Annotated in this window: 27 protein-coding genes; 14 read left to right on the top strand and 13 right to left on the bottom strand. The window is 69.8% G+C overall.

Annotated elements, in window-relative coordinates; all coding sequences use genetic code 11:
• Window positions 1-438: 3-hydroxyacyl-CoA dehydrogenase family protein (locus VNW53_RS02435; protein WP_325553398.1), on the top strand; the 438-nt coding region annotated here is incomplete at its 5' end.
• 42 nt (window positions 439-480) lie between these two features.
• Here VNW53_RS02435 and folE read toward each other — a convergent pair.
• Entirely contained in the window at window positions 481-1,068 is a 588-nt protein-coding gene (folE, locus tag VNW53_RS02430) for a GTP cyclohydrolase I FolE (RefSeq protein ID WP_325553397.1), read from the bottom strand.
• A 133-nt stretch (window positions 1,069-1,201) separates the two neighbouring features.
• Here folE and VNW53_RS02425 point away from each other — a divergent pair, with 133 nt between their 5' ends.
• Together VNW53_RS02425 and VNW53_RS02420 are read left to right on the top strand one after the other, a co-directional pair.
• Complete coding sequence (locus VNW53_RS02425) at window positions 1,202-1,471, top strand: DUF2312 domain-containing protein (RefSeq protein WP_325553396.1); 270 nt, start codon at window positions 1,202-1,204, stop codon at window positions 1,469-1,471.
• Window positions 1,468-1,779, top strand: a complete 312-nt coding sequence (locus VNW53_RS02420; RefSeq protein ID WP_325553394.1) for a hypothetical protein — start codon at window positions 1,468-1,470, stop codon at window positions 1,777-1,779. Before VNW53_RS02425 ends, VNW53_RS02420 begins: the two co-directional genes overlap by 4 nt.
• Before the next feature lie 14 nt (window positions 1,780-1,793).
• On the opposite strand, the gene VNW53_RS02415 is transcribed toward VNW53_RS02420, so the two are convergent.
• The 5 genes from VNW53_RS02415 to VNW53_RS02395 all read right to left on the bottom strand — a co-directional run bounded on the left by VNW53_RS02415 (window position 1,794) and on the right by VNW53_RS02395 (window position 7,284).
• On the bottom strand, window positions 1,794-3,548 hold the full coding sequence (locus tag VNW53_RS02415) for a hypothetical protein (RefSeq protein WP_325553392.1): 1,755 nt from the start codon (window positions 3,546-3,548) through the stop codon (window positions 1,794-1,796).
• Window positions 3,549-3,719: 171 nt separating this feature from the next.
• Window positions 3,720-4,832 carry an alanine dehydrogenase gene (gene ald, locus VNW53_RS02410; protein WP_325553391.1) on the bottom strand — a complete coding sequence of 371 codons (1,113 nt, stop codon included), beginning with the start codon at window positions 4,830-4,832 and terminating at the stop codon, window positions 3,720-3,722.
• 209 nt (window positions 4,833-5,041) lie between these two features.
• On the bottom strand, window positions 5,042-5,761 hold the full coding sequence (locus tag VNW53_RS02405; protein ID WP_325553390.1) for a PEPxxWA-CTERM sorting domain-containing protein: 720 nt from the start codon (window positions 5,759-5,761) through the stop codon (window positions 5,042-5,044).
• A gap of 118 nt (window positions 5,762-5,879) precedes the next feature.
• Window positions 5,880-6,605 carry a monofunctional biosynthetic peptidoglycan transglycosylase gene (mtgA, locus tag VNW53_RS02400; protein WP_325553389.1) on the bottom strand — a complete coding sequence of 242 codons (726 nt, stop codon included), beginning with the start codon at window positions 6,603-6,605 and terminating at the stop codon, window positions 5,880-5,882.
• Between the two features lie 79 nt (window positions 6,606-6,684).
• On the bottom strand, window positions 6,685-7,284 hold the full coding sequence (locus tag VNW53_RS02395; protein WP_325553388.1) for a PEP-CTERM sorting domain-containing protein: 600 nt from the start codon (window positions 7,282-7,284) through the stop codon (window positions 6,685-6,687).
• Window positions 7,285-7,475: 191 nt separating this feature from the next.
• On the opposite strand from VNW53_RS02395, the gene VNW53_RS02390 reads away from it, so the two are divergent.
• Complete coding sequence (locus VNW53_RS02390; RefSeq protein WP_325553387.1) at window positions 7,476-8,138, top strand: nitroreductase; 663 nt, start codon at window positions 7,476-7,478, stop codon at window positions 8,136-8,138.
• Between the two features lie 101 nt (window positions 8,139-8,239).
• Window positions 8,240-9,109, top strand: a complete 870-nt coding sequence (locus tag VNW53_RS02385) for a sulfotransferase (protein WP_325553385.1) — start codon at window positions 8,240-8,242, stop codon at window positions 9,107-9,109.
• A 112-nt stretch (window positions 9,110-9,221) separates the two neighbouring features.
• On the opposite strand, the gene VNW53_RS02380 is transcribed toward VNW53_RS02385, so the two are convergent.
• The 3 genes from VNW53_RS02380 to VNW53_RS02370 form a co-directional block, all read right to left on the bottom strand.
• Window positions 9,222-10,052: an enoyl-CoA hydratase/isomerase family protein gene (locus tag VNW53_RS02380; protein ID WP_325553384.1), complete on the bottom strand. Its 831-nt coding sequence runs from the start codon at window positions 10,050-10,052 to the stop codon at window positions 9,222-9,224.
• A gap of 92 nt (window positions 10,053-10,144) precedes the next feature.
• On the bottom strand, window positions 10,145-10,699 hold the full coding sequence (locus VNW53_RS02375) for a hypothetical protein (RefSeq protein ID WP_325553383.1): 555 nt from the start codon (window positions 10,697-10,699) through the stop codon (window positions 10,145-10,147).
• Window positions 10,700-10,709: 10 nt separating this feature from the next.
• Entirely contained in the window at window positions 10,710-11,678 is a 969-nt protein-coding gene (locus VNW53_RS02370) for a WD40 repeat domain-containing protein (protein WP_325553381.1), read from the bottom strand.
• A gap of 111 nt (window positions 11,679-11,789) precedes the next feature.
• On the opposite strand from VNW53_RS02370, the gene VNW53_RS02365 reads away from it, so the two are divergent.
• The 3 genes from VNW53_RS02365 to VNW53_RS02355 all read left to right on the top strand — a co-directional run bounded on the left by VNW53_RS02365 (window position 11,790) and on the right by VNW53_RS02355 (window position 13,225).
• Window positions 11,790-12,233, top strand: a complete 444-nt coding sequence (locus VNW53_RS02365) for a biopolymer transporter ExbD (protein ID WP_325553379.1) — start codon at window positions 11,790-11,792, stop codon at window positions 12,231-12,233.
• 165 nt (window positions 12,234-12,398) lie between these two features.
• Window positions 12,399-12,842 carry a biopolymer transporter ExbD gene (locus tag VNW53_RS02360; RefSeq protein ID WP_325553378.1) on the top strand — a complete coding sequence of 148 codons (444 nt, stop codon included), beginning with the start codon at window positions 12,399-12,401 and terminating at the stop codon, window positions 12,840-12,842.
• A 212-nt stretch (window positions 12,843-13,054) separates the two neighbouring features.
• Window positions 13,055-13,225, top strand: coding sequence for a hypothetical protein (locus tag VNW53_RS02355; protein WP_325553376.1), 171 nt, complete (start codon window positions 13,055-13,057; stop codon window positions 13,223-13,225).
• A 31-nt stretch (window positions 13,226-13,256) separates the two neighbouring features.
• Here the strand turns inward: VNW53_RS02355 and VNW53_RS02350 are convergent, their stop codons facing one another.
• Entirely contained in the window at window positions 13,257-14,336 is a 1,080-nt protein-coding gene (locus VNW53_RS02350; RefSeq protein WP_325553406.1) for a GTP-binding protein, read from the bottom strand.
• Window positions 14,337-14,410: 74 nt separating this feature from the next.
• On the opposite strand from VNW53_RS02350, the gene VNW53_RS02345 reads away from it, so the two are divergent.
• Window positions 14,411-15,325, top strand: a complete 915-nt coding sequence (locus tag VNW53_RS02345; protein WP_325553375.1) for a cation diffusion facilitator family transporter — start codon at window positions 14,411-14,413, stop codon at window positions 15,323-15,325.
• Window positions 15,326-15,383: 58 nt separating this feature from the next.
• A complete protein-coding gene (locus VNW53_RS02340; protein ID WP_325553373.1) occupies window positions 15,384-16,517 on the top strand; it encodes a serine hydrolase in 1,134 nt (377 codons plus the stop codon).
• A 22-nt stretch (window positions 16,518-16,539) separates the two neighbouring features.
• Here VNW53_RS02340 and VNW53_RS02335 read toward each other — a convergent pair whose 3' ends face one another.
• Genes VNW53_RS02335 through VNW53_RS02325 form a run of 3 tightly spaced genes read right to left on the bottom strand, consistent with a single transcriptional unit; the run spans window position 16,540 to window position 18,918 of the window.
• Window positions 16,540-16,917 carry a hypothetical protein gene (locus VNW53_RS02335; protein ID WP_325553372.1) on the bottom strand — a complete coding sequence of 126 codons (378 nt, stop codon included), beginning with the start codon at window positions 16,915-16,917 and terminating at the stop codon, window positions 16,540-16,542.
• Window positions 16,918-16,969: 52 nt separating this feature from the next.
• Window positions 16,970-17,359, bottom strand: a complete 390-nt coding sequence (locus VNW53_RS02330) for a hypothetical protein (protein WP_325553371.1) — start codon at window positions 17,357-17,359, stop codon at window positions 16,970-16,972.
• 38 nt (window positions 17,360-17,397) lie between these two features.
• Entirely contained in the window at window positions 17,398-18,918 is a 1,521-nt protein-coding gene (locus tag VNW53_RS02325) for a carboxylesterase/lipase family protein (protein WP_325553370.1), read from the bottom strand.
• 155 nt (window positions 18,919-19,073) lie between these two features.
• Between VNW53_RS02325 and VNW53_RS02320 the strand changes: the two genes are divergently transcribed.
• The 4 genes from VNW53_RS02320 (at window position 19,074) to VNW53_RS02305 (ending at window position 25,423) form a co-directional block, all read left to right on the top strand.
• Window positions 19,074-19,871 carry a protein imuA gene (locus VNW53_RS02320; RefSeq protein ID WP_325553369.1) on the top strand — a complete coding sequence of 266 codons (798 nt, stop codon included), beginning with the start codon at window positions 19,074-19,076 and terminating at the stop codon, window positions 19,869-19,871.
• Window positions 19,872-20,058: 187 nt separating this feature from the next.
• Window positions 20,059-21,507: a DUF6504 family protein gene (locus tag VNW53_RS02315; RefSeq protein ID WP_325553405.1), complete on the top strand. Its 1,449-nt coding sequence runs from the start codon at window positions 20,059-20,061 to the stop codon at window positions 21,505-21,507.
• The gene (locus tag VNW53_RS02310) at window positions 21,504-24,731 is read left to right on the top strand and encodes an error-prone DNA polymerase (protein WP_325553367.1); all 3,228 of its coding nucleotides are present in this window, start codon (window positions 21,504-21,506) and stop codon (window positions 24,729-24,731) included. Before VNW53_RS02315 ends, VNW53_RS02310 begins: the two co-directional genes overlap by 4 nt.
• Window positions 24,732-24,844: 113 nt before the next feature.
• A complete protein-coding gene (locus tag VNW53_RS02305) occupies window positions 24,845-25,423 on the top strand; it encodes a helix-turn-helix domain-containing protein (RefSeq protein WP_325553366.1) in 579 nt (192 codons plus the stop codon).
• Window positions 25,424-25,518: the final 95 nt, after the last annotated feature.

The raw sequence follows: 25,518 nt of genomic DNA, 5'->3' as shown, positions 1-25,518 counted from the left end.
CTGATGAAGCTGGTGGAGATCATCCGCGGCATCGCGACAGGGCCCGACACCTACGAGACCGCTGTCCGCTTCGCCCAGTCGCTCGGCAAGACCACCGCCAACGCGGAGGACTTCCCGGCCTTCATCGTCAACCGCGTGCTGGTGCCGATGATCAACGAGGCGATCTACACCCTCTACGAGGGCGTCGGCACGGTGGAGGCCATCGACACGGCCATGAAGCTGGGCGCCAACCACCCGATGGGGCCCCTGGAACTGGGCGACTTCATCGGCCTCGACACGGTGCTGTCGATCATGAACGTGCTCTATGAGGGCCTGGCGGATTCCAAGTACCGCCCCTGTCCGCTGCTGGTGAAATACGTCGAGGCTGGCTGGCTCGGCCGCAAGGCCGGCAGGGGTTTCTACGACTACCGCGGCGAAGTCCCCGTCCCGACGCGGTAGGCCCCGCTCGCCCCGAGAAGCCCTGGGCCGGCCTTCCGCGGTCTAGTGGCCGTTGTTGCGCACCAGGTCGAAGAACTCCTGGCGGGTTCGCGGGTCGTCGCGGACCGCGCCCAAAAGGTGGCTGGTGGTCAGGCGCGCGCCCGGCGTGTTGACCCCGCGCATGGTCATGCAGCTATGCTCGGAGATCACCACCACGCCCACGCCCTTGGGCTTCAGGATGTCCTGGATCGCCCCGGCGACCTCGGCGGTGAGCTTTTCCTGGATCTGCAGGCGCCGCGCAAAGCCGCGCACCACCCGGGCCAGCTTCGAGATGCCCACCACCCGGTTCGACGGCAGGTAGCCGACGTGGGCGCGGCCGATGAACGGCAGCATGTGGTGCTCGCAGAAGCTGACCACGGGAATGTCCTTCAGGATCACCAGCTCGTCGTAGCCGCCCACCTCTTCGAAGGTGCGCGCCAGGTAGTCGCGCGGATCGCTTTCATAGCCGGCGAACAGCTCGCGGTAGGCGCGCGCCACCCGCGCCGGGGTTTCCACCAGGCCCTCGCGGTCAGGATCGTCGCCGGCCCATTCGATCAGGGTGCGCACCGCGGCTTCCGCGTCGGCCTGGGTCGGTGGGGATCTGCTCGGCATGGCTGACAATCTCCGCGTCGTTCCGCCTCAACGGCTTATCCACAGGCAAGGCCCCTGGCCAGCATGACAGGGCGCGAGCGCGCCGATAGGGTCCGCGGCGATCCCGCCTTTTACGCATCCGCGAGTTTCCGCCATGGCCGACGACGCCTCCGCCCACCCCGACGTGCTGAACCAGGCCGCCCAGGGCCAGCTCAAGTCGATCATCGAGCGCATCGAGCGGCTGGAGGTCGAGAAGTCCGAGATCGCCGAGCAGATCAAGGAGGTCTTCGCCGAGGCCAAGGGCAACGGCTTCGACGTCAAGATCCTGCGCAAGGTGGTGCGCATCCGAAAGCAGGACCGCGCCAAGCGCCTGGAAGAGGACGCCATCCTCGACCTCTACCTCTCGGCGATCGGGGAGATTTGAACCGAAAGCCGCCAGATCTGAAGGCGCAGGCCAAGCGGGCCGCGCTGAACGCCCTGAAACGCGCCCGCCGCCAGGCCGACCGCGCCGGCGTCAAGCTCTCCGAATGGGAGGGCGAGTTCCTGGGCAGCGTCACCGACCGCCTGAAGACCTACGGCCGCGCCTTCGGCGACCCCGAGAAGGGCGCGCCCGGCCAGGCGCTCTCGGCCCTGCAGACCGTGAAGCTCAAGGAGATCGCGGCCAAGGCCAAGGGCGAGAAGAAGGAGCTGAAGCGCAAGCCGTTCAGGCGGCGGGGCGCGCCGCCCGAATAGATCGCTCGGCCGGCCTAAGGCAGCGGTTTCAGTTGTGGGTAGACGTGGCTCACCGCCACCGTAGCCGGCGCGTTGGGCGTCGAGCCGTGGCACCCAAAGCAGTTGAAGCCCGGCGCGCTGGGCGTTTTCGCCTGCATAAAGGTCTCGATCGTGGCGTTGGCGAGCTGGTTCGTGCCGACCTCGTTGCCGCCGTTCGGCGCGATTCCCCCGATCGTCCAGGTGGTGCCGAGCTGGAAGTAGTTCTTGCGCACGTCGCCCGCCTTGAGCTGGCTGATGACGCTGGCGTTGGCCGCGATCACCTGGGTGTTGAGCCCGCTGTTCGAGCCGTCCGTGCCCCAGGGCTTGGTGCGCAGCACCGCGGTCGGGCTGACGGGCGTCCCCTCGATGGCGCTGCCCGTCCAATGGGTCATGGGCGGACCGGCCGGGCCGTTGAACGGTCCGGAGGATCCGCTCGGGGTGAACGTCCAGGCCCCGCTCGTGTTCTGGGGAACGGACTTGGGCCCGCTGGTCGAGTTGTAGCTATAGGCCGCGTCGGGGGCGTTCCCCAGGTGCTCGAACGTGGCCCACAGCATCTCGCCATGGCCGTTGGTGCTGCCGACCACGTGGACGCCGACCATCACCACCTTCACGGTCTTCTGGCCGTTGGGGACCCATTTGTTGGGGTTCGACTTGTCGAAGGTCGGAACGATGGCGGTCGCCTGAACGTAGTCGCTCGGATTCGGCACCGCACTGGCCTCGATCCAGCTCGACTTGCTCTCGACCGCCAACGCCTGGGGCTCGAGGATGGTGTGCCCCTTGCCGGCGGCGAAGGCCTTCACGGCGTTCGCGTCGGCCATGGTCATCGGGAAGGTGAGGGTCGTGTTGGACGGGATCACCGCCGCGCCATGCATGGTGCGGTGGTAGGCGTAGAGGTCGTTGGTGACGGTGATGTAGTAGATCAGCGAGCCGTTCTGCGAGAGCAGGACGCCATCGTCCGCCTGGCCCGGCTCCACGTCGATCACATTGCCTTGGGGATCGAGGAAGATCGGGATGTTGTTGAGCACGATCTTGCGGGCGACGATCGAGGCGTTGAAGGCGGCTGTAGGCACGAGCTGCGTCAGCCGGCCGGGCGTCACCTCGACCTGCGGGCGCACGATCGTAGGCAGGTTCAGCCGGGAGGGCTGCACCTCCGCGCCGCGCAGGTCGAAGAGGCGCAGCGCGCCGTTGGGCCCGCGCCGGGCCGAGCCCAGGCGCACCGCCTGGCCGTTCTGCAGGCGCACCACCGGCGGCACGGGGCGACCCGGCGGCGGTCTCTGCACCTCGATCACCTGGCCGCTGCGCGCGAGCAGCGCCGGCAGGCCGTGCGGGCCGAGCTCGGTCTTGCGCAGCAGCATCCGCAAGGGCCGGCCGGGCGCATTGACCAGGAAGGTGCGGCGTCCGGTGGCGTCCTCCGGCGTCACGGTGAAGAACTTCGGCGAGAACATGATCCGGCTGCCGCCGCCATAGGCGGCCGGCGCGGGCGAAGTCATCCACAGGAACATCTGTTCCGACCAGTCGAAGAACCCGCAGTTGGGGGCCAGCACCTGGGTGCTGTCGGCGGCCTTCACGACGCCGTTCAGCGTGACCGCGTTTCCGTCGAACATCGCCGCCACCGTCGCCGGCGTCATCGAGCAGGCGCCCGACGCCGCGGGATCGGTCGGCACAGCCTGACCGGCGGCCGTACCGCCCGCCAGAAGGGCGGCTACAGCAGAAGCCACGCCCAGACGGGCGCGCATTTCGGGACGAGTCATCGTCGCCTCCAGAGGGTCTGGCGGTGGGCCAAAAGCGGTTCACTAAGGTCGGGCCGCCCACCGGGCGCCCCGCACGAGCCACGAACTCACGCTCTCAGCGGCGACGTTATCACGCAATCAAGAGATGTAAACTAGCTCTGCTACATCCTAAGGGGGTCGCGCGCCCGGCCGTTACTTCCACGCCCCGTAGGCGTCCACGAACGGCTTGCCCAGCGCCTCGGCCACGGCCGGGTGGGTGACCTGGCCCTTCAGCACATTCAGCCCCTTGGCCAGGTGCCTGTTCTTCTTCAGCGCATCCAGCCCCTGGTCGGCGAGCTGGAGGCCGAAGCTGAGGGTCGCGTGCACCAGGGCTTCCGACGACGTCCGCGGCGCCGCGCCCGGCATGTTGGCCACGCAGTAGTGGACGACGCCGTCGACGGTGTAGGTCGGGTCGGCGTGGGTGGTCGGCCGGCTGGTCTCGAAGCAGCCGCCCTGGTCGATGGAGACGTCCACCAGCACCGAGCCCGGCTTCATCTTCTTCAGGTCGTCCTTGCGGATCATCTTGGGGGCCGAGGCCCCGGCGGTCAGCACCGCGCCCACCACCACGTCGGCCTTGAGGATCTCTTCCTCGACGGCGTCCTGGGTCGAATAGCGGGTGAGGATGCGGCCCTGGAACATGTTGTCGAGCTCGCGCATGCGCGGGATCGAGCGCTCGACGATCACCACCTCGGCGCCGAGGCCCGCGGCCATGCGCGCGGCGTTCATGCCGACCACGCCGCCGCCGAGGACCACGATGCGCGCCGGCGGAACGCCGGGGACGCCGGAGAGCAGCAGGCCCATGCCGCCGTTGTGCTTGAGCAGGGTCTCGCCGGCCGAGAACACCGCGATGCGGCCGGCCACCTCGGACATCGGCGCGAGCAGCGGCAGGCCGCCCTGGGGATCGGTCACGGTCTCATAGGCGATGGCGGCGCAGCCGGAGGCGAGCAGGCCATCGGCCTGGGCCGGATCAGGCGCCAGGTGCAGGTAGGTGAAGAGGATGTGCCTGTCGGTCAGGCGCGCCCACTCGACGGGTTGCGGCTCCTTGACCTTGACGATCAGCTCCGCGCCCGAGAACACCGCCGCGGCGTCGGCCGCGATCTTCGCGCCGGCGCGGGTGTAGGCCTCGTCCGGATAGCCCGCGCCGGTCCCGGCGCCCTTCTCCACGATCACCTCATGGCCATGGCTGACGTACTCGCGCACGGCGGTCGGGGTGAGGCCGACGCGATATTCGTCCGGCTTGATTTCGCGGGGCACGCCAACGCGCATGGGAGGCTCCTTCGGGGGAGGTTTTTTCGGTTGGGCGCGGTTTGAGGGTCGGAGCTTCTTTCGTCAATCGGAGTTTGCGCGCCGGAACGGCGAAATGCGGGGCCGGAGCGGCGCGTCCGGTGGGCGGCGGCCCGGCCGCGCAACGAAAAGCGCCGCCGGGAGGACCCGACGGCGCTCTTACGCAACAGAGCTGGAGAGCTCTGTAGATCTCAGGCGGCGGCGATGGCGGCCAGGCGGCGATGGCCGCGCATCAGGGCGCCCAGGCCGCCGAAGCCCAGCAGCATCAGGGCCCAGCTCGTCGGCTCCGGAACCGCGACGCCCTGCAGGCTCATGTCGTCGAGGGCGAAGTCGTTGCCGTTGGGCTCGAGGTTGCGGTTGGTGAGCGAGATGCTCTGCAGCCCGTTCGCGCCGGTGACGCCGGTGTAGGTGAACGCCTGCCATTGGCCGAGCGCCTGGTCGCCGCCCAGGGCCGCGAAGGTCTCGCCGGGCACGGCGGCGCCGTTGACCCAGAGCTGCAGGTCCGCCGGGCTCGCCGGATAGACCGAGGCGAGCCAGAAGGAAAAGGTGTACTCGGTGTTGGCCGCGCCGATCAGGGGCGCGCCGCCGCCGACGTCGCCTTCCGACCAGATGATGGTGTCCGGCGTGGACGAGCCGTTGATCACCATCATCATCCCGCCGCCGGCGCCGCCCGTATGGTCGGCGAACGAGGCGAACGCCGGGTGGTCGGCGTGGGCGTCGGTGGTGACGTCATAGGTCGCCTCCGGATACAGGTTCGTCCCCGAGCCGTTCGGCGGGGAATAGACGTACTGGCTGTAGAAGCCCGTCGCGCCCTGATCGAAATTGCCGTTCGTCAGCAGTTCGGTGGCGGAGGCCGAGCCGGCGGCGGCGAGGCCGGCGGCGATGGCGGCGGCGGCGAAAAGTGTCTTCACGAAATAGGCCCTCGGTCCAAGCGGTCGATGGCGGGCTGTGCCGTTGCTGGACAGATCCGCCGGTTGCTCGGGTCGGATGCAACGCAGGCGCCAGGGCCGCTTGGCGCTCGCCGCTCCCCTACCTCAGGACGCAATCGGCCAGGCCGTCCCGGCGGACGGTCCCGGCGGCGGCGGCGATGTGGCCGCCGCGCTTCTGGATATAGGGGCCGGGCCTCGCGGCCTTCCAGGCCAGGGGCTTGGGGATGATCGCCGCCAGCCGTGCCGCCTGGGCCGGACTGAGCTGGGCGGCGCTCTCGCGGAAATTGGCCTGGGCGGCGGCCTCGGCGCCATAGACGCCCGGCCCCCACTCGATGGAGTTCAGATAGACCTCCATGATCCTGGGCTTGCCCCAGATCGCCTCGATCAGCACTGTGAACCAGGCCTCCAGGCCCTTGCGCACGTAGTCGCGGTGCGGCCACAGGAAGACGTTCTTGGCGGTCTGCTGGCTGATGGTCGAACCGCCGCGGATCTTTCCAGGCCCATTCCGGCTGCTATTGGCCTCATTGTGCGCCATCGCCTTCTGGATGGCGTTGAAGTCGAAGCCGTGGTGCTCGCAGAACCGGGCGTCCTCCGCCCCGATCACGCTGCGGACCAGTTGCGGGGAGATGCGCCCCAGGGGAACCCAGCGGCGGTCGAAGCCGTGGCCCTGGAACATCCGCTCGACCATCAGCCAGGTCATCGGCGGCGGCACGACGCGGTAGATCGCCACCACGGCCGCCGGCCCGACCAGGCCAAACACCAGGACCAGGACCAGCGCCCAGCGGACGAGGCGGCCCAGAAAGCCGCCACGAACTGTGGATCTCACTCTTCGGCTCAACCGGCGGCCCCCGACTCGGCGCGGACGCCCAGGTGGGACGGCGCCGCCCGCGCCGTCAAGCGTCCCTTCAGCCGGCGAGGACGGCCGCTCGACGCCGCCGCAGCGACGCGCCCGCCGCACCTAGGCCCAGGATCGTCAATGCCCAGGCCGCCGGCTCCGGAGCGCCCGAAGCGTCCCCGGAAAACGCCGTCAGCGTCGCCGTGCCGGTATAGCCGGCGACGACGTTGAAATCGCCGTCCAAGAGCCTCTCGTCCCAGCCCAGGGTCATGCCCTGGCGGAAGTAGTCGGCCAGGCCCGCCGCGTCCTGGGAGGGCGGCAGGTAGCCCTGAAGGGAGCCGCCGTCGATGACCTGCTGATAGTGGCCCGACGGACCTTGCAGGTTCTCAAAGATGTCGCCCTGGGTGTTGGTGACCAGCGGCCCGCCGGGGAACGGGGTGAACTGGAACGTGGCCAGGTCCCAGTTCGAGAAGTCGGCCGCGCCGGTCAGATCCGCCAGGCCCTTCAGCCCCGCGGTCAGGGTGTCGCCGCCGGCCGCGCCGCCGGTCAGGTCGGTCGAGCCGCCGAAGCCGCTCAGCACGCCGTCCTGCAGGGTGATGGTTTCGAAGAAGGGGGTCGAAAAGGCCGGCGCCGCCCCGCTGGAGCCGGTGACGTCGATCCTGAAGGTCATGGTGGTCGACGCCTGAGCCGGCGCAGCCATAGCGAAAACAGCCGCGCCCAGGACCGCGGCTCCGAGATTCTTACGCAAGCAGACTTCCCCCGAATATCAACGCGTGGCCGTCTGGCCACCGTGCTAACCGTCACCACAAGGAGCAGCGTCCAGACAAGCTGGTTCCCTTGTGGGTTGTTTTTGAGGTGGTCATGGACGTCAGCGAGGCCATAGCCCGGCGGGTCTCGATCCGCGCCTTCCGGCCCGACCCGGTCCCGGGCGAGGTGGTCGCCGAGATCCTGGCCCGCGCCGCCCAGGCGCCCTCCGGCGGAAATCTCCAGCCCTGGCGGGTGTATGGCGTCGCCGGCGCGCCCCTGGCCGAGTTCAAGGCCCTGGTCGCCGCCAACCCGTTCGGCGAGGAGCCGGAGTACGACGTCTATCCGCCCAACCTCTGGGAGCCCTTCCGCACCCGCCGCTTCCAGAACGGCGAGGATCTCTACGCGACGATCGGCATCCCGCGGGAGGACCGGCCCGCGCGCCTGCGCCAACTGGCCAAGAACGGCGAGTTCTTCGGCGCCCCGGCGGGCCTGTTCTTCTGCCTGGACCGCAAGCTGGGGCCGCCTCAGTGGGCGGACCTGGGCATGTTCATGCAGAACGTGATGCTGCTGGCGGTGGAGCGCGGCCTCGACACCTGCCCGCAGGAATACTGGGCGCGATACCCCAGGACGGTGGCGGAATTCCTGGGACTGCCGGAGGACCACATGCTGTTCGCGGGCATGGCCCTGGGCTATCGCGACGCCGCCCATCCGATCAACACCCTGAGGGCTAGCCGCGACGCCTTCGAGGCCTGGGGCGAGCTGCGCGGATTCCCGTAACGGCGTCTGTTTCAGCGCTGAGATGTGCGTGCACGTTCTTGTTATAAGAAAGTTATAATGATCCGTTTCAGTCTCTCCAAAGTTGGCTTTGGGGTGCTGGAATGTCGGATGAACCCGGGTTTTCGCTGTTGGCCGCGGACCTGCGTGACGACCTCTCCCGGTTTCATCTCCTGCACTACGGCGCCCGGGTCGACGGCTTCCTGGTCAGCGGCCACAATTCCGGCACCCATTGGCTGCGCTTCATGCTGAGCGCGGCGATCGCCCACCGCCTGGACCTGCCGCCGCCGGCCTATTCCAGCGGCCCGCACAGCGACGTCTTCATCGGCAACGCCCGCCACCGGCGCCGCTTCGCCCAGGCGCCGCGGATCGGCAGCTCGCACCACATGCCCTCGCGCCTGATCGCCCTGCTCGGCGCAATGAACCTGATCCGGTTGCCGCCGGTGGTGGTGCTGGTGCGGCGCATTCCCGATTCCCTACTCTCCTATTTCTTCAAGTGGCGCGAGACCAAGGCCTTGGGGCCGTTGGACAGCTACCTCGCGCGCCAGCCACGCGCCCAGGGCGTCGACCTTTGGTGGTTCATCCGCTTCTTCAACCGCTGGGGCGCGCTGAAGCGGGTGTTCCCGGACCGGGTGATGATCGTCCGCTACGAGGACCTCGAGCGCGACCCGCAGACCTGGGTGCGGCGCATCTGGGGCCACTGGGGCGTCGAGCTCGACGAGGCCGACCTGGCCGCGGCGATGGCGGTCTCCTCGCGGGCGGTGCTCCAGGCCCGGCTCGACCCCGACTACGGCGAGGACGTCGCGCCGGAGCGCGCCGCGCGCCAGGCGGTGCAGTTCGCCGAGCCCGACCGGGCGCTCGTGGAGCAGCGGCTGGCGCAGCACCTGCGCCACGCCTTCGGCTACGGGCGCGACATGGCCGAACCCGAGGGCCCGCGCGGCGCGGTGGCCGCCCGCGAGGCCGCCGCGGCCTAGAGTCCTTTCCCACTCAGGTTGAATCAACCTGAGTGGCGAAGAAGGGCTCCAGATATAGGCGACGACCCTGTTCTTTCCCGGCTGACTTGACCCAAGTCAGCCGGGACAGGGCCTAGCGCCCCTTGAAGTCGGCCGGGCGCTTTTCCAGGAACGAGGTCATCCCCTCGCGGAAGTCCTGGGTGCGGACCAGTTGCAGGAACTGCAGATAGACGTGGTGGACGTGGTCGTTGAAGCCCTCGGCCAGGCCCATGCGCATCAGCCGTTTGGCGGACTGGACGGCGAGCGGAGCGTTGGCGGCGATCTCGGCGGCCACGGCCCGGGCGCGCGGCATGAGCTCGGCGTCGGGGACCACCTCGTTGGCCAGGCCCAGCGCCAGGCACTCGGTCGCCGAAAGCGTGCGGCCGGTGAAGATCACCTCGGCGGCCTTCGCCCAGCCAAGCAGGCGCGGCAGGATCCAGGTGCCGCCGCTCTCCGGCACCACCCCGCGCTTGACGAAGGCCGCGGCCAGCTTGGAGCTCTCGCCCATGATGCGGATGTCGCAGCCGAGCGCGGTGTCCATGCCGTAGCCGGCGGCGGCCCCGTTCAGGGCGCAGATGGTGGGCTTGTCCATGGCGAACAGCACGGTGGGCGGGGCTGTCCTGAGGTCGAGATTCACCGACGGCGCGGCGGCCGATTGTTCGGACCCGATGCCGGAGCCGCGGGTCGCGTCCACGAGGTCGAGGCCGACGCAGAAGGCGCGGCCGGCGCCGGTCAGCAGCACGACCCGCACCTCGGGGTCGGCGTTGGCCCGGACCAGCAGCTCGCTCAGCCGCGCCAGCATCGGCCCGGAGATGGCGTTCATCCGCTCCGGGCGGTTGAGCGTGATGGTGGCGACGCCGTCCGCCGCCTCGTAGAGCACTTCCGCCGCCGTTTCGGCCGTGGGCCGTTCCAGGGTTTCGCTCATGGCGTCCTCCGCATCGTTGGCTGCAGCTAACGCCCTGGCCCCCGCGGCAAGCAAGCGCCTTAGGTGCATCAGCGAGGGCCTGCCGCTCGATTTCATTCTCGACGAAGCACAGCTGACATCGCTGCGGCGATGGCGGCGCAGCCTGGCTCCATGAGTCCCGTGCTTATCGTGACGCTGCTTTGATCCTTCAGGAATATCCGCACTCTCGGCGTGACAACCACCTTGTAGCGCTGGGGAATAAGACTGGAATTTCCCAAGGGAGATGGGATGTCTTCGGCGTCATGAGACGCCTCAATATACTTGATGGAATTGATGGGCACCGCCTTTGGCCATGGGCGGTAGATGACGAAACGGTCGCCTTTTCGGCTGATCGCGGCGCCTCCGAACAACAGTACGTAGACGGCAAGCCAGGTCGTTAGGGGTGCGACGAGCATGCTTATGAGCGCTGCGCCGGGCCAGAGCCACCCGTAGCGTTCGGCGAGCAGCTGCGCCGCTGTGGGAACGGGCCTAGCTAAAATTGAGGTCGCGACGGCGAGGACCACCAGAGCCAAGCCGGCGGACTTCCATCGAGAATAGCTTGCGATCGTCTCAAAATCGTCCCGCACACGCATGGCGCGAGATTGATGAGCAACGCGCGATACGGTCAAGCTTGGGCTTTCAGCTGACCTCCGCCATCCCCGCCGCGCCGTCCTCGCAGCCCCAGGCCACGCGTTTGGCGTCCGGAGTCATGGCGAGCGCGGTGACGGGCGCGCCCTTCTCGGCCTTCAGCGGCGTGATCCTCTGGCCCGCCAGGTCGCAGGCCCAGACGCGCCCGTCGTCGAGGCCGGCGGCGACCCAGTTCAGCGCCGGGGCCCCGGCGACCCGGACCACGGTGGCGGCCTCGTCGTAGCCGATCTCTGCGGCCTGCTTGCCCATCGGCCCGGTGGCGCCGGCGAAGGGCCACACCACCACGCCGTTCGCGCCGGAGGTGGCCAGCAGGGCGCCCTTGTTGAGGAAGGCCAGGCTCTTCGGCTTGACGGGATAGCCGCCCATGCGCATGTTCTTCTCGTCGGCGACCCGCCAGCCGTGGAGCTGGTTCTCCTGCATGGCGCTGATCAGGAACTTGCCGTCGGGGCTCCAGGCGCACGCCACGTGGCTGCCGGCCCAGGCGAGCTTGCCGGGCTTCTGGGCCTCGATACGGGCGTACCACAGCCAGACCCCGCCGTAGGTGGCCGCGGCCAGGCGGCGGCCCTTGGGCTCGAAGGCCAGGTCCGCCACCGATTTCTCGTGGACGAAGCTGCGTGCAAACGCCGCGTCGGCGATGTCGCGGACGTGGACGTCGCGGCCGGCGGCGAAGGCGATCAGGCCCGAGGCGCCGCTGGCGGCCACCGCATCGATCCAGCGGCCCGGCAGGCTGGCGATTTCGCGGGCGCCCGATGCCTGCGACCACACCAGCCGCCCGTCGTCCCCTCCGGTGACGATCCCCTCGCCGGAGGGGTGCGGCGCGGCGGCCAGAACCGCCCCGTCGTGGGCGCTCACGGCCTCGCCACCCTCGAAGCGGACAGCCCCGTCGCCGAGCGCGAAGACCGCCCGACCGGCCGAGTCGAATGAGACCGCCGTTACGTAGGCGTCATAGGCATACTGCATGGCCTCAACTAGATCGCGGCTTCGGGCTTTACAACGTCGCGGCGGCTTGCCAATGGTCCACGGACTCTTAATGACCGGGCGGCGGAACCGCCCCAGGGAAGGAATTAGTGCATGGGCGCCAAGCTTGGCGGCGGCGGCGGAGGACGCTTCGACCTCGGCCAGAATAGCGACATCAACGTCACACCCTTCGTGGACGTTATGCTGGTGCTCCTGATCATCTTCATGGTGGCGATCCCCGCCGCGACGGTGTCGATCAAGCTCGACCTGCCGCCGGCCATTCCGCCGCCGCCCGGGACCAAGGTGAAGGAACCGATCCTGATCAATATCCAGGCCGGCGGCGGCGTCTTCATCGGCGAGAAGCCCACCAGCCTGGCGACCCTGCCGGCGGACCTGTCGCGGACGCTCACCGCGGACGACCCGACGCTCCCGCCGACCCAACAGCGCGTCTACATCCGCGCCGACAAGCAGGTCCGCTACGGCGACTTCATGTCGGTGATGAACACCCTGCAGGGCAACGGCTTCTACCAGGTCGCCCTGATCAACGAAGAGATCTGATCCGTCCGATCCGCTTCGCGAGACATCAGCCCGCCGGGGAGACTCGGCGGGCTTTTTCGTGGGGATGATTTTGACGTATGTAATTTTCTGACTTTACGAATGTAATATTACGCGATCTCCTCAAGGGCGCGGCTGCAAGCCGTGGTCTTCGAGGAGGTTGGGAAAATGGCGGCGAAATTGTCTTCGGGCGGCGGCGGCCGCTTCACCCTCGGCCAGAACAGCGACATCAACGTCACCCCCTTCGTTGATGTGATGCTGGTCCTGCTGATCATCTTCATGGTGGCGCTGCCGCCGGCGACGGAGTCGATCAAGCTCGACCTGCCGCCCGCACAGCCGCCGAAGAACGGGGAAAAGCCAAAGGAGCCCGTCGTCATCAACCTGCAGGCGGGCGGCGCTCTGTTCATCGGGGAGAAGGCGAGCGCGCTGGCGACCCTGTCCGCCGATCTGTCGCGCATCCTGACGGCGGACGACCCGACGCTGCCGCCCACACAGCAGCGGGTCTACATCCGCGCCGACAGGCACGTGCGCTACGGCGACTTCATGTCGGTGATGAACACCCTGCAGGGCAATGGCTTCTACCAGGTCGCCCTGATCAACGAAGAGATCTGATCCGTCCGATCCGCTTCGCGAGACAAGAGCCCGCCGGGGAGACTCGGGCGGGCTTTTTCGCGGGCGCCTTCCCGCCCCGCGTCAGGGAGCGATGCGCCGGAGCGCCTCCACATTAATCGTGATGAAACCTCGTTCAGTCACCATGGCGCCTGCAATAGGCCAGAACGGCCTCAATATGAGCGCGAGGCGCGAAAATGTGGAATTCGGTGCAGGTGTCCGTAGGGTCCGCGACGGTTCGCGGCCGCTACCGGATGGAAGGCGACCAGCTGGTGCTGGAATGGCGTAACGGCCGGGTGGCTGAGCGCTGCGGGCTCCTGAAGCCCGAGTACGTCGCCACGGCCAGGCTCAAGCAACTGGCGGCGGAACGCCCGATCGCCGCCTAGAACCCGTCCCCCCTGTTCGGGAGAGCGATGATCAGGCCACCGTCGCCTCGAAGCCGGCGCGCAGCTTGGCCTCGTCCAGGTTGCGCCCGATGAACACCAGCCGGGAATAGCGGTCGGCGCCGTCGCGCCACGCGCCCTGGAAGTCGCCCTCGAGGATCATGTGCACCGCCTGGAACACCAGGCGCCGGTCCTCGCCGGCCACGTCGAGGATGCCCTTCGCCCGCAGGATGTCGGGCCCCTGCGCCTGCAGCACCTCGTTCAGCCACGCCGTGACCCGGTTGGCGTTCAGCGGCCTGTGCGCGGTCAGCGAAATCCCCCGGATGCCGCTCGCTTCGATGTCGTGGCCGTGGTCATGGTCATGGTGGTCATGATCGTGGTGGTGGTCGTGGTCGCAGTCTTCGTCGTGCACATGGCCCGGCTCGCCGTGGGCGGGGTTCAGGAAGTCCGGCTCGATCGCCTCGATCCGCGCCAGGTCGAAGGACCCGCGGCCCAGCACCTGGTCCAGGGGCACGTTCGACCGCTGCGCCCGGTGGATCGGCGCCAGGGGGTTCAGCCGCCGGATCATCCGCTCCACCTCGACGAGCTCGGCCTCGCTCACCAGGTCGGTCTTGTTGAGGATGATCTGGTCGGCGAAGGCGACCTGTTCGGCCGCTTCCCGGGAGTCCGCCAGGCGCAGCGGCAGGTGCTTGGCGTCGACGACGGTGGTGACACTGTCGAGCTGGGTCTTGGCGCGCACGTCCTCGTCGACGAAGAAGGTCTGGGCGACCGGCCCGGGGTCGGCCAGGCCGGTGGTCTCGACGATGATCGCGTCGAACCCGCCCTTGCGCTTCATCAGCCCCGAGACCACCCGGATCAGGTCGCCGCGCACCGTGCAGCAGACGCAGCCGTTGTTCATCTCGAAGACCTCTTCGTCGGCCCCGACGATCAGGTCGTTGTCGATGCCGACCTCGCCGAACTCGTTGACGATCACGGCGTAGCGCTTGCCGTGGTCCTCCGAGAGGATGCGGTTGAGGAGCGTGGTCTTGCCGGCGCCCAGATAGCCGGTGAGGACGGTGACGGGGGTCTTCCCCGTGGTCTTTTGGAGGGCCTGTTCGGCGGTCACGGTGTTCATGGCGCTCATGTAGGGCTCGTGCGGAGAATTCTGAAGTGGCGTTCTCCGCTTCCGGTGTTATAGAGTAACACTTGATGACCACAACCGATCCCACTTGCGCCCATTCCGAACTGGATGGGTTCCAGGCCGACCGCGCCTACCTGGGCGCGGACCACCGCCGCAACGAGCGGCGGACGCAGATCGTCATGGGCATCTGCATCGCCGCCCTGATCGCCCAGGTGGCCGGGGGCCTGATCTTCCACTCCATGGCGCTGACCGCCAGCGGCCTGCACATGGCGGCCCACGTCGCGGCCCTGCTGGTGGCCTCGGGGGCCTACGCCCTGGCCAGGCGCCACGCCACGAGCCCGAGCTTCGCCTTCGGGACCGGCAAGATCGGCTACCTGGCGGGCTTCGCCAACGCCGTGGTGCTGGGCATGACCGCCGTGCTGATCGCGGTCGAGAGCGTCCAGCGGCTGTTCACGCCGGAGACGGTCGACTACGCCTCGGCCCTGCCGCTCGCGGCCGGCGGCCTGGCGGTGACCCTGGTCTGCGTCTGGCTCCTGAAGCCGACCGAGCATGGCCGCCACGACCTCAACATCTCCGCCGCCCACCTGCACCTGTCGGCCGACGCCCTGGTGGGCGTGCTGGCGATCGCGGGCCTGTTCGCGGGCCAGCGCCTGGGCTGGGCCTGGGCCGACCCGGCCGCCGGCCTGGCCGGCGCGGCCCTGGTGGCGCAGTTCGCCGTCAGCCTGGTCCGGCGCGCGGGCGCCACCCTGCTGGACATGAACCCCTCGCAAGACCTGACCGCCGAGGTTCGCGGCCGCCTGGAGGCCGAGGGCGAGCAGGTGACGGACCTGCACCTCTGGCGCCTGGGCCCCGGCCATCACGCCGCGGTCGCGGTGGTCAGCGCCCCCGAACCGCGGCCCGCGGAGGCCTATCACCTGCGACTAAAGGGGCTTGAAGGCCTCAGTCACGTCACTGTGGAAGTGCGCGTGGCGAATCCGCGCTAGTCTGGCCGCGATGAGTGGCTTGCTTTCCCGAATCTGGCGGCGCGTGAGCGCGCGGCCCGTGACCTTGCTGTCGACCGCCATGATCCTGCTGGCGGCGACCTTCGCCGGCGGCTGGTGGGCGGCCGCGCGCCTGGCGCCGCAGAAGATCGCCTACACCAAGGGCCCGTCCGCGCCCGTCCACACCCGCGACGGGCCGCCTGCGCCGCCGGCGCCGGCGGAGTTGCAGGCGACGATCGAGCGGATCGCCAAGGGCTATGGCGAGCCGGTGGGAATCGCGGTCAGCGACGTGACCTCCGGCTGGACAGCCTCGGTGGCCGGCCGCGAGACCTTCCCCCAGCAGAGCGTCTCCAAGCTCTGGGTGGCGCTGGCGGTGATGCAGGCGGTGGACGACCGGCGCCTGTCGCTGGACCAGACGGTGGTGATGCACGCCGAGGACCGCTCGGTCTTCTACCAGCCGCTCGCCTCACGCATCCGCGGGCCGAACGGGCTGACGATCACGCTGGCCGACCTGCTGCGCCATGCCCTGATCGAGAGCGACAACGCCGCCAACGACATGCTGATCCGCCAGGTGGGCGGCCCCGGCGTGGTCACCCATGTGATCGCCGACAAGCGCCTGGCCGGCCTGGCCCTGGGCGGCACCGAGCGCGACGTGCAGACCAAGACCGCGGGCCTGGAGTGGCGGCCCGAATACGGCCAGACCTGGATCTTCAAGCAGGCGCGCGCAAAGCTGCCCGACGACGTCCGCGACCAGGCCCTGACCAACTACCTGGCCAATCCGCCGGACGGCGCGACGCCGGAGGGGATCGCCACGGCCCTGGCCGCCCTGAAGCGCGGCGAGCTGCTCAGCCGCGCCTCCACCGACTTCATGCTCGACCTGATGGGCGAGGCGCGCACCGGCGCCATGCGCCTGCGGGCGGGCGTCGAGCGGGGCTGGAGCCTGGCGCACAAGACGGGCACCGGGCCGGACTGGCGCGGCGCCTCGGTGGGCATCAATGACGTGGGCCTGCTGACCGCGCCGGACGGCCGCACCTATGCCGTGGCGGTGATGGTGCGCGAGACCAAGCAGCCGCCTTCAGCGCGCCATCGGCTGATGATCGGGGTCGCGCGGGCTGTCGAGGCCTACTGGCGCGACAGCCGCTCAGGCGCGGCGGGCGGACCCTTGCCGGCCTCCGGGGTCATGCAAGCGGAATAGGCCGAGCCTCGACCGCGAAGGCCTAGCTCTCCACGTGGCCCTTCACCAGCTTCAGGTGGACCTTGGCTCCGGTCGGATCGGTGGTGTCGACGCCGCTCTTCGGATCGGTGGGGAAAACCTGGCAGAGGCTGCCGAACAGGCGCGGCTTCGACTGGCTCATGCAGACCTTGTCGCCCTTCACGGTCCACTTGCCGGCGAGCGCGAGACCTCGGCGGCTCTTACCCGTCCAGTTGCCGTCGGGCTGTAGCCAGATCTTCCGGGAGCGTCCGTCCGGATCGACGGAGACGATCGTGTTGCCGAACGCGGAGGCGACGTTGGCGGCGCCCGGCGAGGCGTCGGTCGCGAACGCAGGCGACGCGAGCGCCAGGACGGCGGGAATCAGCAGGGCGAGTGTTTTCATGTCCCCTGAACGCGTGAACTGCGGATTCGGCGCCGCGAGTTGGAGGCCGCGCCTAGCCCTCGGCATTCTCCACGTGGCCCTTCACCAGTTTCAGGTGGATCGGCGTGCCCAGCAGGTCCTTGGCGTCGACCCCCTTCACCGGATCCGACGGGAAGGTCTGGCAGAAGCTGATCGGCAGGGTCGGTGGCTTCGACTGCCGGAGACAGACCTTCTGGCCCTTCACGGACCACTTGCCGGCCAAGGCGTTGCCGCGGCGGCTAAGGCCCGTCCAGGTGCCGTCCGGCTGCAGCCAGATCTTCTGGGAACGGCCGTCGGGATAGATCGACAGGACGGTATTGCCGAAGGTCGCGTCGACCTTGGCGGTGGCGTTGTCTGCGGGCTCCGCCGCCGACGCCGCAGTCGCAAGCGCCAGCAGGGAGACGAGAAGCGGAATTCGGATCATGCGGCCTTCAACGCACGAACTCTGGAATCGAAACGCGGCTATTTTCCGCCCAGGCCGAGGGTCGGCAAGACCGAAGCCTGCTCGGCGTCGAGCTGGGCCTTGCGGAAGTGGGCGCGCACGCCGCTGGAAGCCCCGAACTCCATCAGCTGGTCGGTGGTCGGCGCATAGGCCGGCCAGGCCTGGGTCCCGCATTTCGGCGCGCTGGTCTTGGCGAAGCTGACCCAGCAGGCGTGCATCAGGCCGGCGACCTCCTGGTCCTTGGCGCTGACCTGGCTCATCGGCGTGCGGCGGCCCCAGTACTCCCAGACGTACTGGATCTCGTCGGCGTGGCTGGCGCGGGTCTTCGACGCCGGGAACCGCGAGCCGACATAGGAGAAATAGTAGAGCCAGGTGGGCTTGCCGCCGGAGGTCTCGGCCGCCACCCACCGCGCCGGGCCGCCCATCACCCGGTCGGTGAACACCGCGCGGGCGAACGCATCCGGGCCGGCGGCGGCCTCGGCCGAATAGGCGGGCTTGACCGCGGCCGGGATGCGCGAGAGCGCCGCCTCGCCCAGCGTCATCGGGCCCATCAGGGAGTCCTCGCCGGAGTTGGAGCCGACGATCATCGGCACGTCCGGGACATGGCCGCGGGCGATCGCCTGGGAGGCGGTCTCGGTCATCAGCCGGCCGTCGACGAAGGGCTGGTAGTCGGCGTTGAGCGGCGTGAGCCTGTCGACCGGGATCGCGCGCAGGTCGGCGGCGGTGGCGGTCTCGGCCACGCCGATCCCGGCCAGGGCCTTTGCGCCGGCCTTCTCCTGGTCGGCGAGGGTCTTGGGTTCGAACCAGCCCAGGCCGCTCTCGACGATGGCCTTGGCGTAGAGGCCCCGCGCGGAGGGCGTGGCCAGGATGGCGAGCGTGCTCATCCCGCCGGCGCTCTCGCCGAAGACGGTGACGTTCTTCGGGTCGCCGCCGAAGGCGGCGATGTTCCGCTGCACCCACTTGAGCGCCGCGATCTGGTCCATCAGGCCGTAGTTGCCCACCGGCTCGCCCGGCTTGGCGGCCCTGGTCAGCGCGGGGTGGGCGAAATAGCCCAGCGCGCCCAGGCGGTAGTTGATCGAGACCACGACGACGCCGTCGCGGGCGAAGTTCTCGCCGCCGTAGATCCAGCCGGCGCCCGTGCGGTGCCCGCCGCCGTGGATCCAGACCATCACCGGGGCGCCTTTCGCGTGGGGCGGGGCGAAGACGTTCAGCTGCAGGCAGTCCTCCGAGGTCGGCCCGTTGGCGCCGCCGGAGTTGGGCGTCCCGTCGGCGTTCATCGGCTGCGGGCAGGAAGGCCCAGCCTCGACGGCCGAACGCGGCTGGGCCCACGGCTTCACCCGCTGCGGCGGCGCCCAGCGCAGCTCGCCCACCGGCGCCGCGGCGAAGGGGATGTTGCGGAAGACATTGGCCTTCTCCCCCGGAGCGCCGATCAGCAGGCCGGAGTCGATCCTGACGGTGACGGGTGTGTCGGCCTGGGCCTGGGTCGCGCCAAGGCTCAAGGTCAGGGCGGCGAGCGCCAGCAGCGTCGAAATCCGGGTCATGGGCATCCTCCCGTCGGCGTTCCGCCGATCCGGCGTGGAGCATTGGGTGGGGCTTGGGGGCGGGTCAAGCGGGCCCGTGGGCCCATGCGCCGGGCGCTTGACTCCCGCGTTCCCAGGTCTAGAACAAAAGTGGAACGAAAGGAGTCCGCAAAGCCATGTCCGATTTTCGCGGACTCGACGCCGTCCGGGCGAAGATCGCCGCCATCGAGGCGACCGGTCGCGCCGACCGCGGCGTCCTGCCGTTCGGGGACGAACGGATCGACGGCTGCCTGCCGGGCGGTGGCCTGCCGCTGGGTCGCTGGCACGAGGTCTGCGGCGACGGCCTGGAGGTGGAGACGGCCGCCGCGCCGACCGCCTTCACCGCGCTGCTGACCGCCCCGCTGGCCCGGCGCGGCGAGGTGGTCTGGGTGCTTCGCCGCGACGACCTGTGGGCGCCGGGCCTCTCCGGCCTGGGCTTTCCGCCGGAACGGCTGATCCAGGTCTGCGCCCGCGACGAGGCCGAGGCCCTGTCGGTGATGGAGGACGCCCTGGGAACCGTCGGCGTCGCCGCCGTGGTGGGCGAGGTCGAGGCCGCCGACCTGACCGCGGGCCGCCGGCTGCAGCTCGCCTGCGAGAAACGCCAGGCCACCGGCTTCCTGATCCGCCGCCGGCCCTACGGCGGGACGCCCCGGCGCGAGGCGACCGGCTCGGCCGCCGCCACCCGCTGGCGGGTCGCGTCCGCCCCCTCCGAGCCGCCGGCGGGGGAGTTCGGCCTAGGCGCCCCGCGCTTCCGCGTCGAGCTGGAACGTTGCCGCGGCGGACGGACGGGCGCCTGGCTGATGGAAGCCCCAACCGCTTACGACTCCGGGGCCTATAGCTGGGAGAAGACGGATGTCGCGCATCCTCTGCGCCTGGTCGCCGACCTGGGCGATCGCCAACTGGCGCCGGCGCAACCCTTCCGACTCGCCGGCTGAGCCAGGTTCCTCCCCCGAAGCGAAGACTTCGGGGGAGGTGGATCGGCGCGGAACGCGGCGAGACGGAGGGGGCCTAAAGCCTCAGATTCCGAACTTCGGGCCTGACGCCCCCTCCGTCAGCTTCGCTGACACCTCCCCCGAAGTGTTCCCTTCAGGGGAGGAGCATGAGCCGCCGCCCTTCGTCCTGCTGGAGACGGTGCGGGCCGTGCGCCGCCTGTCGGCGGTGAGCCGGGAGGCCGCGCGCCTGGGCCTGCACGTGGGCCAGAAGGCCACCGACGCAGCGGCCCTGGTCCCGGATCTGATCAGCGCCGAGGCGGACCCCGACGCCGACGCCGCCGCGCTCACGGCGCTCGCCGACTGGTGCGTGCGCTTCTCGCCGGCGGTGGCCGTGGACGCCCCGGACGGCCTCTTCCTCGACGTGACCGGGGTCGACCACCTGTGGGGCGGCGAGGCTCGGATGCTGGCCGATTTCAGCGCGCGCCTGGCCGCCAACGGCCTGCCGTTCCGCTCAGCCATCGCCGACACGCCGGGCGCCGCCTGGGCGTTGGCGCACTACGGCCAAGACGGCGCCATCGCCCCGCCCGGCGGCCAGGCCGAGCTGCTGAAACCCCTGCCGCCGGCGGCCCTGCGGTTCGAGACCGAGACCTGGGCCCAGGTGGAGCGGCTGGGCCTGCGCCGGCTCGGCCAGTTGATGTCGATCCCGCGCGGGCCCTTTGCGCGCCGCTTTGGCCGCGCGGCCTTGAGCCGCCTCGACCAGGCGCTGGGCCGCGAGCGCGAGGCGCTGACCTTCCGCCGCCCGCCGACCCCCTGGTTCGCCCGCCTGGCCTTCGCCGAGCCGATCAGCGCGCCGGAGGACATGGCTCGGGTCACCGCCGACGTCGTAGCCAAGCTCTGCGCGCGGCTGGAGGCCCAGGGCCACGGCGCCCGGCGCTTCGAGATCGCCTTCCACCGCCTCGACGGCAAGGCCTTGCCGCTCGCCATCGGCCTCTCCCTGCCCGGCCGCGATCCGTGGCGCATCGCCAAGCTGTTCGCGCCCCGGCTGGAGACGCTCGATCCAGGCTTCGGGATCGAGGTGGTGACGCTGACCGCCCAGGACGTGGAGCCGATCTCCGGGCGTCAGGCCCGGCTGGATACGGCGCGCGAGGCCACCGTCGAGGAAGGCCTAGCGCCCCTGGTCGACCGGCTGGTGAACCGCCTGGGGGCCGAGCGCGTCTGGCGCGCCGCCCCGGTGGAAAGCCATGTGCCGGAGCTGGCGGTGGGCCGCGCGCGCCCCTTCGCCTCGGCGGCCGGCGGCAAGCCCGCCGAGACGCGCCCCTGGGACCACGAGACCCCGCGACCCACCCGCCTCTTCCGCCGCCCCGAGCCGGTGGAGTCGGTGATGGCCATCACCCCCGACGATCCGCCCAGCCAGTTCCGCTGGCGCGGCCAGATCCACCGCGTGCGCCGCGCCGAAGGGCCCGAGCGGATCGGCGAGGAGTGGTGGCGCGGACAGATCGAGGACGTCCGCACCGATCACGTGCGCGACTACTACCGCGTGGAGGACATGGACGGCGGCCGCTTCTGGCTGTTCCGCGCCGGCCTCTACGGCGACCCCGACGCGCCGCCGAACTGGTGGATGCATGGGGTGTTCGGATGACCCGCTACGCCGAGCTGCAGGCGGCCACCAACTTCTCGTTCCTGCGCGGCGCCTCGCATCCCTGGGAGCTGGTGGCGGGCGCCGAGGCGTTGGGCCTGGAGGCGCTCGGCGTCTGCGACCGCAACTCGCTGGCGGGCGTGGTTCGCGCCTGGTCGGCCAGGAAGGAGCTGCCGGCGGGATCGAAGACCCGCGACCTGACCGGCTGCCGCCTGGACTTCGCCGACGGGACGCCGAGCCTGCTGGTCTATCCCGCCGACCGCGAGGCCTATGGCCGGCTGACCCGCCTGCTCACCGTGGGCCAGCGGCGCGCCAAGAAAGCCGGATGCGATCTCCGCTGGGCCGACTTCCTCGACCACGCCGAGGGCCAGCTCGTGCTGGTCGTGCCGCCGGACCGCCTGGACGAGGCCTTCGAAGGCGACCTCAAGCGCATCGCGGGCGAGCTGTCGGGGAACGCCTGGCTCGCCGCCGCGCGGCGCTATGGCCCGCGCGACCTGCACCGGCTGTCGCATCTGGCCGACCTGGCCCGCCGGTCGGGCGCGCCCATGGTCGCCACCAACGACGTCCTCTACCACGCCCCGGAACGGCGAGCCCTGCAGGACGTGCTGACCTGCATCCGCGAGACCTGCACGATCACCGAGGCGGGGTTGCGCCTGCAGGCCAACGCCGAGCGGCACCTGAAGTCGCCCGCCGAGATGGCCCGCCTGTTCGCGAAATTCCCCGGCGCGGTGGAGCGCAGCACCGAGATCGCCGACCGCATCGGCTTCGACCTCGGCCAGTTGCGCTACGAATACCCCGACGAGCCCGTGCCGCCGGGCGACACGGCGATCCACCATCTGCGCCGCCTGGCCTGGCGCGGTGCGCAACGCCGCTTCGAAAAGGGCCTGCGCCAAAAGGAGCGACGGACCGTCAAACGCGAACTCGATCTCATCGAGAAACTCGGTTTCGCCAACTACTTCCTGACGGTCCACGACATCGTCGCCTGGGCGCGCAGCCAGGACATCCTGTGCCAAGGCCGGGGCTCGGCGGCCAATTCCTGCGTCTGCTACTGCCTGGAGGTCACTGCGGTCGACCCGACCAAAGACGATCAGGACCTGCTGTTTTCGCGGTTCCTGTCCGAAGAGCGGGGCGAGCCGCCGGACATCGACGTCGACTTCGAGCACGAGCGGCGCGAGGAGGTGATGCAATACGTGTACGGACGTTATGGCCGCGACCGCGCCGCCATCGTCGCCACCGTGATCCATTACCGGCCGCGCATGGCGATCCGCCAGGTGGGCAAGGCCTTGGGCCTGACCGAGGACATCACCGCGGCCCTGGCCAACACCGTCTGGGGAAGCTGGGGCGACAGCGTCGCCGACGACCACATCCGCCAGGCAGGGCTGGATCCGGAAAACCCCCAGATCCGCCGCGCCACCGCCATCGCCGAGCAGTTGATCGGCTTCCCGCGCCACCTGTCGCAGCACGTGGGCGGCTATGTGCTGACCAAGCGCCGGCTCGACGAGACCGTGCCGATCGGCAACGCCGCCATGAAGGACCGCACCTTCATCGAGTGGGACAAGGACGACATCGACGCCATCGGCCTGATGAAGGTCGATGTCCTGGCGCTGGGCATGCTGACGGCGCTCAAACGGTCCTTCGATATGTTGCCGCCCCTGCCGGACGGACGCCTCATCACCGACATCTCCCACATCCCGCAGGAGAATCCGGCGGTCTACGACATGCTCTGCAAGGCCGATTCCGTGGGCGTCTTCCAGGTGGAGAGCCGCGCGCAGATGTCGATGCTGCCGCGCCTGAAGCCGCGCAAGTTCTACGACCTGGTGATCGAGGTGGCGATCGTCCGCCCGGGGCCGATCCAGGGGGACATGGTGCATCCCTACCTGCGGCGTCGGGATGGGCTGGAGGATCCCGAGTTTCCGGCGCCCTCGCCCGAGTGCGGCCCGCGCGACGAGCTGAAGCATGTGCTGGGCAAGACCTACGGCGTGCCCCTGTTCCAGGAGCAGGCGATGCGACTGGCCATCGAGGCGGCCAAGTTCACCGACGACGAAGCCGACGGCCTGCGCCGGTCGATGGCCACCTTCCGCGCGGACGGACGGCTCTGGACCTACCGCGACAAGTTCATCGAGGGCATGGCGCGGCGCGGCTACCAGCGCGACTTCGCCGAGCGCTGCTTCAAACAGATCGAGGGGTTCGGCTCCTACGGTTTCCCGGAGAGCCACGCGATCAGTTTCGCCCTCCTGGTCTATGCCTCGGCCTGGGTGAAGCGCCATCATCCGGAGGCCTTCTGCGCCAGCCTGCTGAACAGCCAGCCGATGGGCTTCTACCAGCCGGCCCAGTTGGTCCGCGACGCGCGCGAGCACGGCGTCGAGGTGCGCGCGCCGGACATCGTCGCCAGCGACTGGGACTGCACCCTGGAGCCGCCCGACGATCCGCGCTCACCGCACCGGGCGTTGCGCCTGGGCCTGCGCCAGATCAAGGGGCTCAAGAAGGAGGAAGCCGAGGCGTTCATGAAGGTCCGCGCAGGCGGCCTTCTTTCCACCCTGGAGGACTATGTCCTGCGCTCGGGCCTCACGCGCCGCGGGCTGGAGCTGCTGGCCGAGGCCGACGCCTTCCGATCCCTGGGCCTCAGCCGGCGCGAGGCCCTGTGGGCGGTAAAGGGCATGGCCGACGAGGTGGGCGCCGAAAGGAGCGCGCCGCTGGTCGCCCGCCAGAGCGTCAAGGAGGCCCAGGTCCTGCTGCCCTTCATGAGCCTGCCCAAGGAGGTGGCCGAGGATTACCGCACCACCAGCCTGTCGCTGAAGCAGCATCCGGTCAGTTTCTACCGCGACGAGCTGGCGGCGATGCGCGCCGTCCCCTGCGCGGCCCTGAAGGGGATGCGGAACGGCCGCGGCGTCTCGGTGGGCGGCCTGGTGCTGGTGCGCCAGCGGCCGGGCACCGCCAAGGGCGTGGTGTTCCTGACCCTGGAGGACGAGAGCGGCATCGCCAACATCGTCTGCTGGAAGGACGTCTTCGAGGCCAACCGCCGCCTGGTGATGGGCGCGTCCTTCCTGGTGGTCCACGGCCAGGTGCAGGAGGCCAGCGACGTGATCCACGTCGTCGCCGAAGGCTTCACCGACCTTTCCGCCCGGCTGGGCGAGATGCGCGACCACGAAGACGCCCCCGGCGCCAAGCCCGCGCCGCCCCATGCGCGCCCCGACAACCGCCTGGTCCGCAGCCGCGACTTCCATTGAGGCTTGGCGGGAAAGATTTACGCCGCCATGCTCAAGCCATGACGACGGCGAAGAAGCCCCGGGTTCCGCGTGGCCCCAATGCCGAGCGCAGGGCCGCGACGCGGGCGAAGATCATGGACGCCACGGTCCGCTGCCTGGCCGAGTTCGGCTATGCGGCCACCTCCACCCCGCTGGTGGCGCGGATGGCCAAGGTGAGCCGCGGCTCCCTGCTGCACCAGTTCCCCACCAAGATCGACCTGATGCTGGCCGTGGCCGAGCACGCCTCGCGGGTGCGCGGGGCCACGGTGCGGGAATTCCTGACCCCCTATCCGGACGGCCCGGAACGCTTCCTCCAGGGCGTTGAGGCGGTCTGGGCCTCCCTGCAGCGGGTCGAGGCCGTCGCCCTGATGGAGGTCACGGTCGCCGCCCGCAGCGACAAGGAGCTGGCCGCCCGCTACCCGGAGTTCGCCGTCGACCTGGACGCCCTGCTGCACCGGGCCCGCGAGCGCATGGCCGAGAACCTCGGCATCCCCGAGCGCCGGGAAGAGATCGACACCCTGGCGCACCTGACCCGCGCGGCCCTGGAGGGCCTGGCCATGACCTCGGTGTTCATCGGCCGCCCCGCCGACGACGCGTTGAAGGTCGTGGCCCTTCTGAAGCGGATGCGCCAGCAGGTCGTCGACGGCCTGGCCGCCAAGGCGTCCGCGCGCTGATCAGTAGGCTCCGTTGACCACAGGATGGCTCGCAGCCTAAGCTCTGCGGTGAACGGGGGCGAAGACGAGCCAGGCGGGCGCCTCCTGCAAAGTCC

It is taken from the genome of Phenylobacterium sp. (genome assembly GCF_035569475.1).
Lineage (GTDB): Bacteria > Pseudomonadota > Alphaproteobacteria > Caulobacterales > Caulobacteraceae > Phenylobacterium.
The sequence above is the reverse complement of the archived record's forward strand: the minus strand, read 5'-3'. Positions and strand labels throughout refer to the sequence as shown.